11 protein-coding genes and 1 pseudogene are annotated in these 7360 nt (G+C 36.2%); 2 read left to right on the top strand and 10 right to left on the bottom strand.

Annotated elements, in window-relative coordinates; genetic code table 11:
• Window positions 1–155 precede the first annotated feature (155 nt).
• The 8 genes from BZK14_RS07350 to BZK14_RS13310 are packed head-to-tail and all read right to left on the bottom strand — an operon-like array spanning window position 156 to window position 4935.
• Window positions 156–665 (bottom strand): hypothetical protein, encoded by a 510-nt coding sequence (locus tag BZK14_RS07350; RefSeq protein ID WP_077925882.1) that lies wholly within the window; start codon window positions 663–665, stop codon window positions 156–158.
• Between the two features lies 1 nt (window position 666).
• Window positions 667–852, bottom strand: coding sequence for a helix-turn-helix transcriptional regulator (locus BZK14_RS07355; RefSeq protein WP_077925883.1), 186 nt, complete (start codon window positions 850–852; stop codon window positions 667–669).
• A 2-nt stretch (window positions 853–854) separates the two neighbouring features.
• Window positions 855–3503, bottom strand: a complete 2649-nt coding sequence (locus BZK14_RS07360) for a toprim domain-containing protein (protein ID WP_077925884.1) — start codon at window positions 3501–3503, stop codon at window positions 855–857.
• On the bottom strand, window positions 3496–3825 hold the full coding sequence (locus BZK14_RS07365; protein ID WP_077925885.1) for a thioredoxin family protein: 330 nt from the start codon (window positions 3823–3825) through the stop codon (window positions 3496–3498). Before BZK14_RS07365 ends, BZK14_RS07360 begins: the two co-directional genes overlap by 8 nt.
• Window positions 3818–4204 carry a YopX family protein gene (locus tag BZK14_RS07370; RefSeq protein ID WP_143691399.1) on the bottom strand — a complete coding sequence of 129 codons (387 nt, stop codon included), beginning with the start codon at window positions 4202–4204 and terminating at the stop codon, window positions 3818–3820. The genes BZK14_RS07365 and BZK14_RS07370 overlap by 8 nt, the downstream gene beginning before the upstream one ends.
• Window positions 4197–4526 carry a hypothetical protein gene (locus tag BZK14_RS07375; RefSeq protein ID WP_077925887.1) on the bottom strand — a complete coding sequence of 110 codons (330 nt, stop codon included), beginning with the start codon at window positions 4524–4526 and terminating at the stop codon, window positions 4197–4199. The genes BZK14_RS07370 and BZK14_RS07375 overlap by 8 nt, the downstream gene beginning before the upstream one ends.
• Before the next feature lie 23 nt (window positions 4527–4549).
• Window positions 4550–4774: an ogr/Delta-like zinc finger family protein gene (locus BZK14_RS13640; protein WP_342742238.1), complete on the bottom strand. Its 225-nt coding sequence runs from the start codon at window positions 4772–4774 to the stop codon at window positions 4550–4552.
• Complete coding sequence (locus tag BZK14_RS13310; RefSeq protein WP_171973667.1) at window positions 4771–4935, bottom strand: hypothetical protein; 165 nt, start codon at window positions 4933–4935, stop codon at window positions 4771–4773. Before BZK14_RS13310 ends, BZK14_RS13640 begins: the two co-directional genes overlap by 4 nt.
• Window positions 4936–5074: 139 nt before the next feature.
• Between BZK14_RS13310 and BZK14_RS07385 the strand changes: the two genes are divergently transcribed.
• Both BZK14_RS07385 and BZK14_RS07390 read left to right on the top strand, forming a co-directional pair.
• Window positions 5075–5770 (top strand): XRE family transcriptional regulator, encoded by a 696-nt coding sequence (locus tag BZK14_RS07385; RefSeq protein WP_077925888.1) that lies wholly within the window; start codon window positions 5075–5077, stop codon window positions 5768–5770.
• Complete coding sequence (locus BZK14_RS07390) at window positions 5770–6525, top strand: PH domain-containing protein (protein ID WP_077925889.1); 756 nt, start codon at window positions 5770–5772, stop codon at window positions 6523–6525. The genes BZK14_RS07385 and BZK14_RS07390 overlap by 1 nt, the downstream gene beginning before the upstream one ends.
• A 35-nt stretch (window positions 6526–6560) precedes the next feature.
• On the opposite strand, the gene BZK14_RS07395 is transcribed toward BZK14_RS07390, so the two are convergent.
• Window positions 6561–6983 (bottom strand): hypothetical protein, encoded by a 423-nt coding sequence (locus tag BZK14_RS07395; protein ID WP_077925890.1) that lies wholly within the window; start codon window positions 6981–6983, stop codon window positions 6561–6563.
• Window positions 6984–7090: 107 nt separating this feature from the next.
• Window positions 7091–7360, bottom strand: a pseudogene (locus BZK14_RS13315) (phage late control D family protein); the annotation flags it as partial.

A 7360-nucleotide genomic window follows, 5' to 3' on the forward strand; every position in this document is an offset into this window, starting at 1 on the left:
TGCGTTTTTTTGCATCTTTGATTTCATCAACGATTGTTTTATAAGCTTTAGATTGCTGTTTTCTGTTGCTGAATAGATCATCTTGTTGTTTGCGTAAATAGATGATGATGCGTTGGATGCCTGCAATACGCTCATTGATTTGAGCTACTTCTGATTTAGTCATTGGAGCCTGCCTTTTTTGCAACGATTGCTTCATGTGCTAAATAAAATTCACTCGGTTTGATTTCTGTTAACCATTTCAACTCTTCTTCACCAACTTCTGGCCCATGAAGATCAATGCCAACATATAAAACATCATCGATGCCACAGAATGATTTTTGAGTTGTGCGATGTGTGTACATTTGCATGTAAAAACAAATATGAGGACGCTCAAAAAATTTCACACCTTCAATACGACTTTGCCAATCTTTCAACAATGGTGATTTCTTTTTGAGGTAATAAACACCTAATCTTGAAGGTTTTTTGAGAAATTCATCTTTAAATTTTTTATGATCATTTGCAGATAACTCAATACCAATTTCACTACCAAAAACCACCAAGTCAGATTCAAAACCATGTGCTTTTTTAAAATCTAAGAATGCTTTAACTAAAACTTTATAGTCTTTATAAAACTGCAACATATCTTTGTAAAATGAACTATCTTTTGATGCAATGTAATACTTCATATTAAATCTCCTTCCTAGTGTCAAAATACTTCAATAATTCTGATTGCTTCCAACGTGGTGAGCCTTTCGGCACCAACTTGATAGGCTTTGGAAAATCAGGTTGGGTGATGATGCTGCGCTTTGTGTGTACTAATGAATAACCCACTAATTCAGCAATATCTTTGATGCTTAATAATTTGTCGTTCATGATTAAGATCCTGTTTTTAAATTAGATTTTCTTGCAAATAGATAACAACGTAATGATTTGTATGCTTTAAAACCCTGTTGCAGTGATTTTGGATCGTCATATTTAGAATTCACTGTTTTGTTGTGCTCTAAGTACTTGTAACGAATAGATGTTGGTAATAGTTTTTTGATGGTTTTCATGTCATCCAACGGCTGTTTTAAGTCACCGCATAACGCATAAAACTGCTGTAAATTGATCGCTAAATAATCATCATTGCGTGAATGATTCACTTGATAACCCTGTGATTCTAAGTAATCGAAAGCATCCCAGAACTGTTCCAAACTTGGATGATCCTGCTTCAATTCTGTTTGGCGTTCTGATGCAATTCTGCAAATGTATTCGCGTGTGTTATTGATCAACATTTCGGGCATATCAATGATCATTGCCAATGCATCTAAAAGCGATAACATCAAGCCATGCGTCAAGCCGATACGTGTCACGTTCATATCAGGAATGGCCATGATCTGATCTTGATACCCTTCAAACACTTCATTCAGCTTTTGCATGATTTGGTTCTCATGCTTCAATGCTTCTAATAGAAAACCTGAACACTCTTTCATATCCATCGTTTCTAATCTTTGCGCCTTTTTTCTGCGTGCTGGTGTGTGGCGTGTCGTGTCAAAATGCACATAAATTAAGCGTTGTAACAGTGCTAATTGGTTATCTCGTGAGCCTTCTGTGATCGCTCGTTCATTCTGTGATAAAACCAAAGCGGAGCGAAATTTAGGCATGTGTGTTTTATTGCCCATGTTTTTTTGGCCTGTGGTACGTAAATAGCCACCATCAAACAATGTTTTTAAATCTTCTAAGTTGAAGCCTTCACATTCGATCATTACAGTTGGCAAGTTGCCCACTTGTGCCAATGTGCGTAAGTAACCAACTTTACTGCCATTGTTTGGGTTCTGCCCTTCATAATCAGCACGACCCAATATTTTCCAAAGGAATCTTAACAATGATGATTTACCCGCATTGGCATCACCTGTTAATTCTAAAAAAGGATATGAGCCAAATTGCGCACGAATCTGTTCAGCAAATAATGCACCCAACCAATAAGCCAATACAGCAACACCTTTCACGCCATAAACATCAAAATAATCATCTGTCCAAGTGTTTTGATATTCCATTGCGGGATCAAACTTTTCCATGTCAAACGTACTTTTAATGTATGTTTGCTTAGGTAATTCAAAGTATTCTTCAGCATTGATCTTAAAAACTTGGCCATTCTTCACTGCGAACTTTTTAAAAATGTATGCACCAACTTCATTAGCATAACCAAAGAAATCAACTGTATTCACATCACGCAAACTGCCTGCTTTTGTTTCATAAATCTTATCCAAATGCTCTGTTTTACCTGTGAATTGTGCGCCTGTGACAGTGTTCATCACACGTGTTTTAAACTCACTTGCACTGCCCAGATGTTTCGGATTGAATGAATCCTTATTTTGATTTTTATCAGTGCGAATGTTCAAAAAATAAAACTTTTCATTCGTGCCGATCTCTTGCTGTGCGTATAGAAAATCAATGGTACAGTTGGCGATCTGTGTCACGGTGCAAGCTGATTTGAAAGAAACCACTTCTTTGCTATCTTCCTTACCTTCGACTTCTTCCACTTCTTTATCTTGATTCAGCTTTTCAGCGTCCACTTTTACCCAATACGTTCTGCTGCCAAATTCTAAATAAAATTGATTGAAGCTATTGCGTTCATACATCAATTGAGCTTTTGCAATTGGCGTTTTCGCTGTGAGCAATGCACCGTTGTAGAAGTATTTTTCAATATCTTCAGGTTTAAATGCTTCTTTTAAATGCTTGTCGTTCCAATCATCTTCATTGCCTGTGATCGCAACTTTAACTTTGCCAAAGCCAATTTCACGTGCTTTTTCATAAAACTTTAGGCATGATTTACGGCCCACAACATCACTATCCAATGCGATCACCAATTCAACACGATGATTGGCTTGATAGATTTGTTTCAAAGTATGATCAGGAAAGTTATTTGCACTCATTGCACTGATCGCATAAATGCCGTGGTGCAACAATGCAATTGCATCAAAAATGCCTTCAACTACCCACAATTGCTTGATTTTACTAGCGTCTAAATCAGGTACTTGCCACGCTAAACCCTTATAAGAATAACCAGGTTTAAAACGTGCTTTCTGTTCAAAGCTTTCCAAGTTTTCGATCAAGCGTTCCCAAAATCCGTCCCCTGGCATTGCAAAACGAACTGTTGGCGTTGTCGCTTTTGTTGAAAAATCTGTGTATGATTCTTGTGTGAAACTATTCACAATTGCTGTATTAAAGCCCCTTGCTTCCCTCAAGTATGCTTTAGCAATTGCGCGTGAATCCGTTTCCATTTCATGAGCATAACGCTTAGAAAAGTTATCAAACACATCAGGATACATTTCACGTGCGCTGATCTCATAACCACATGAGTTCAGCTTATCGCACTGAATCTTCCACGGATTATCCCCAAAGATCCACAATGACTTTTGGCCACACATAGGGCAAACGCCTTTTTTATAGCGTTCGCCATTGGCTTGTGGTTTTGCCCCTGTTTCAGCCTGAAAGCGACGAACAATTTCATCGCGTTGGCTTCGTTCCATCTCTTTAAACATATTGACCCCAATTTGTGATGAATCGTTCAAATTGCGTAAAACCACAGCCCCTAAACACTTCCTTGCCTTTTGAATACACAACAAATGAAGGGGCTACAACAATGTTGAAGCGATGCGCCAATGTTTTGCCTGTGCTGTTTGGGCTCATGTCCACATTCACACAAGCAATGTGAGATTGTTTTTTGCTTAACTCATCGATCATATGAATCATCTTTTTAGATGAAACACATTGTTGGCGCGTGAATAGAATGATGCTTGGCTCATTGTCTGTGATGTTCTTGAGCGTAATACCGTTGGTGACTGTAATGACCGAGCTAATCATGATTCACCTCTAATAACTCAGGGTTTTCGTAGATATTTCCGATTACTTCAATGTCACAGATTTCTGTAAAAAGAGGTCTTGCAAATGTTTTTCGATCAGTAACAACAAAGCCGCACTCAAGAAAATCAACAACACCTTCACAATCTTTATCACAACCAAATTGGCAAAAAGCTGGCGTGTGGCTCGTAACTTTTACATAGTCACCTTCATAAATCTCTTTGTCGTTTTTGTCAGTTAAGCCTGCGTATTGTTGTAAATCAGCAAGAAAGAAATATTCATCGTTAATTCTGATACTATCTTCATCGAAATCAATAGCATCTACACCAACATATCTATTTTGACCGCCAAGCCATGCCCTAAACTTAATTTCTCTAGCCATGTCTGCGCTCCTTTTGTGCAAAATCATGTGTTTGCAATGCGAGTTTTAATAAGCGATACGTCGCTTTTTCATCAGCAATGTTGTCTGCTGCTTCGTAATACGCATGACGCATGTTTTCCAAAGCATCCAATAAAGTTGCTTTATCCATGTGATCCAAAGTGTTGGCAAAGCCTTGCATTACGAATGCTTTATCATTGAATTGTTGCGTCAAAACTTGACCGCGTGCATGTTTTGCAACCCACTTAAATGTTTTTGCAGCATTCTCGAAAAGTTGCTTTAACTGATTTTTGGGTAAAAAAATCCCCTGACTAGCAAAAGTCATAATTGAATCTCCTTAAAAATTAATTAGTTGCCGTTTTGGGCAGGTGTTTTGATTAAAAATCTTGTGATCGTTTCATGCGTGACAAATGTCGAAGAACACAGAATGTTTGAACATTGATATGACTTTTCTCTCGTTTGATCAGTCATCACCTTTGTAAATACAATCTTCGCTTTGTGTCCACATTGCGGGCAACTAAACGAATGAGGTGTTCTTCTGTCCATGATCTCTCCGTTTGATTGATTATTCATGAATAATCTTTAATAGCTTTTTTTAATAATGCATGTGCTGTTGTTGCGATGGGTCTATTTTCCTTGTTTGCTATTGATTTTAAAGCTTCTAATTCTTTTTTAGTTAATGCAACTCTTACTTGTTCTGTACGCTGTTCGCTTGTAAATAGCTTGTTTTTCATAGATAATACTCCTAATGACTTAACAAATGACTTATTTTTTAATACTCCAAATGACTGTATTTATGATATTACCCATCAACTGACATAAAGTCAACATATTATTGCATCAGTTGAGTGTAATTAAAGAGGAACAATTCAAATGATAGAAATCGGATATAGAATCAAAGAAGTTAGGGACAACTTAAAAATGACCCAAAAAGAGTTTGGCGAGATAGCAGGTGTGGGCGGAAATGCTCAAATGAATTATGAAAAAGGTACTCGTAAACCTGATTCAGAATATTTTTCAAATATCGCAAAAATAGGTTGTGATGTGCAATACATCATCACAGGTGTTAAATCTGATAACCCTGATCCGATTATTTATGACAATGCAGGCAACTTAGTAGATTTAGATGAATTCTGCTTTGTGCCACGTTATGACGTTTGTGCCAGTGCTGGCAATGGCTCTGCGATTGATTCAGAATCCTATGTTTTCAGCATGGCATATAGAAAATATTGGGTAGAAAAGTATCTACAAGTAAATTATAAAAACTTGATCGCAATTACGGCCCGCGGTGAATCTATGATTGGCTTGATTGAAGATCGTGATGTAATGTTGATAGATACAGCTAATAAGTTATATGGCGAAGGCATCTATGTTATTCGTATGAATGGTGATTTGATCGTTAAAAGCGTGCAGAAATTACCCAATAACATCATTGAAATATCTAGTACAAATCCACTTTATAAACCTTTCCAAGTTGATATGAAAAACCCACCGAATGACTTTGAAATCATTGGTGCAGTGGTTCATACTGAACCAGGTACTTTGTTCAGAAATAGAAGAAGGGATTGATGATGGATAAGATACATAAACAAAAAGAATTCAAAACTCTAAGCAGTGCATTGTTATCAGATGAAACTATCAATGATTATTTAATTGCAAACATTAAAAACACTAGATTTTTAGTCGCTGTAACAGATAAAAGAGTTCTTTTTGTTCAAAAGAAATTAATGGGTGAAAATATTGAATCCATTAACCTAAATGATATATCGCTATCTCCTTTCAAATCAGGCTTTTTGGGTACCTCATTCAGCATTAATCATCATTTATTGAAAATTCAAGATAAGAAAAAGGCACAAAGTTTTTATAATCTATTAAGCCCGCATTCTAGCCAAGACAACGCATTAAGTTCAAAGAATAAGAAAAATAATAGTGCTGTTGGCTTTGTTGCTTTCATCATTCTTTTGGGTTTTGTTGTTGCAGCATTGAATTCTGGGGATGATGAGCATGAACCACAACAAATAACACAAACTTCTACAAAACCAACAATGCCAACTAGCATTTTTATAGAAAAAAGTAAGTTCAAAGGAACATGGCCATTTACTGTTGATGAAGTTGCGATTTGGTGCCGTGCAAATAATTCTTTATTTGTTGTAAGTTATGGGAAAGATGGCGGTACTTATGCTTTAAATGGCAATGCTAAAATGAATCCTGAATTTTTTAGTGGCGCACAATCAGATATAAGCCCAATTTGGAAAAAAGATGGAAAAATAAAAGTTTCCTTATCTGACATGATTAAATTTGGATTAGATAATACTTGTCCATAAGATAACAAAAAGCCCGCATTTAGCGGGCTTATTTATTACTTCACGAATATGATGTTGCCATTAATTACATTAGTTAGATACACAATTGATCTTAAAACACTATTAGTACTATCTACAATATCCTGATCAAACTCCCATGTTTCATAAGATGCATTAGTCAAAGTATCCGTACATTCAGCAGCTATATCAACATTATCATTTAAAGCAAACATCACATTTACAGTAAATTTTAAAAATGCAGGCAACTCATTCAATTTGAATCCACGCATCGCACCGCCAATAATGATGTGAGCTATTTCAATAGCTGTCACTGGCACATTTCTTACAATTCTTGATATTTGACTTGAGAAAAAATCGAACTCTTCATCGCTCATTCTTATGAGCATTCTAACTTGCAAGATTTCGTGTTTAAATTCTGCAATATCGCATAGATCATCAAAAATATCTTTATTAGTCATATTGTTACCATATTTTATTGGTTTATACAATTATAACGCACAAGTACTGATTTTGTTGTGATTAAGTCAAGAATACTTTTCATAACAAAAAGCCCGCAATGCGGGCCTTATTCTTTTTCCTCTTCAGGTTCTTTCATCTCTGCTTCGACTTGTGAAACTAATCCATTTTGATCAAAGTTAAGATGTACACGCACTGCAATCCAATCTTTTTCATCAATATCTTTCTTAAATCCTAATGTTTTTATTGGACTTTCTGCAATTAATTCAGGGTTACCAATGGCAAGATCAAAAGAAAATGATGCAACACCACGTTTGAGTTTTTTAAGCTCGTTTTCTGCTGCATCCTGTGCATCTGCTTCGCTTTTATAAATTCTGCG

This window comes from Wohlfahrtiimonas larvae (assembly GCF_002006755.1).
In the GTDB taxonomy this organism is placed as follows: domain Bacteria; phylum Pseudomonadota; class Gammaproteobacteria; order Cardiobacteriales; family Wohlfahrtiimonadaceae; genus Wohlfahrtiimonas; species Wohlfahrtiimonas larvae.

Coding starts and splice junctions, on each gene's coding strand:
- BZK14_RS13310 (WP_171973667.1), bottom strand. CDS start 4,935: ATGAAAAACAAGCTATTTACAAGCGAACAGCGTACAGAACAAGTAAGA.
- BZK14_RS07350 (WP_077925882.1), bottom strand. CDS start 665: ATGAAGTATTACATTGCATCAAAAGATAGTTCATTTTACAAAGATATG.
- BZK14_RS07395 (WP_077925890.1), bottom strand. CDS start 6,983: ATGACTAATAAAGATATTTTTGATGATCTATGCGATATTGCAGAATTT.
- BZK14_RS07375 (WP_077925887.1), bottom strand. CDS start 4,526: ATGACTTTTGCTAGTCAGGGGATTTTTTTACCCAAAAATCAGTTAAAG.
- BZK14_RS07365 (WP_077925885.1), bottom strand. CDS start 3,825: ATGATTAGCTCGGTCATTACAGTCACCAACGGTATTACGCTCAAGAAC.
- BZK14_RS07360 (WP_077925884.1), bottom strand. CDS start 3,503: ATGTTTAAAGAGATGGAACGAAGCCAACGCGATGAAATTGTTCGTCGC.
- BZK14_RS07370 (WP_143691399.1), bottom strand. CDS start 4,204: ATGGCTAGAGAAATTAAGTTTAGGGCATGGCTTGGCGGTCAAAATAGA.
- BZK14_RS13640 (WP_342742238.1), bottom strand. CDS start 4,774: ATGAATAATCAATCAAACGGAGAGATCATGGACAGAAGAACACCTCAT.
- BZK14_RS07385 (WP_077925888.1), top strand. CDS start 5,075: ATGATAGAAATCGGATATAGAATCAAAGAAGTTAGGGACAACTTAAAA.
- BZK14_RS07390 (WP_077925889.1), top strand. CDS start 5,770: ATGATGGATAAGATACATAAACAAAAAGAATTCAAAACTCTAAGCAGT.
- BZK14_RS07355 (WP_077925883.1), bottom strand. CDS start 852: ATGAACGACAAATTATTAAGCATCAAAGATATTGCTGAATTAGTGGGT.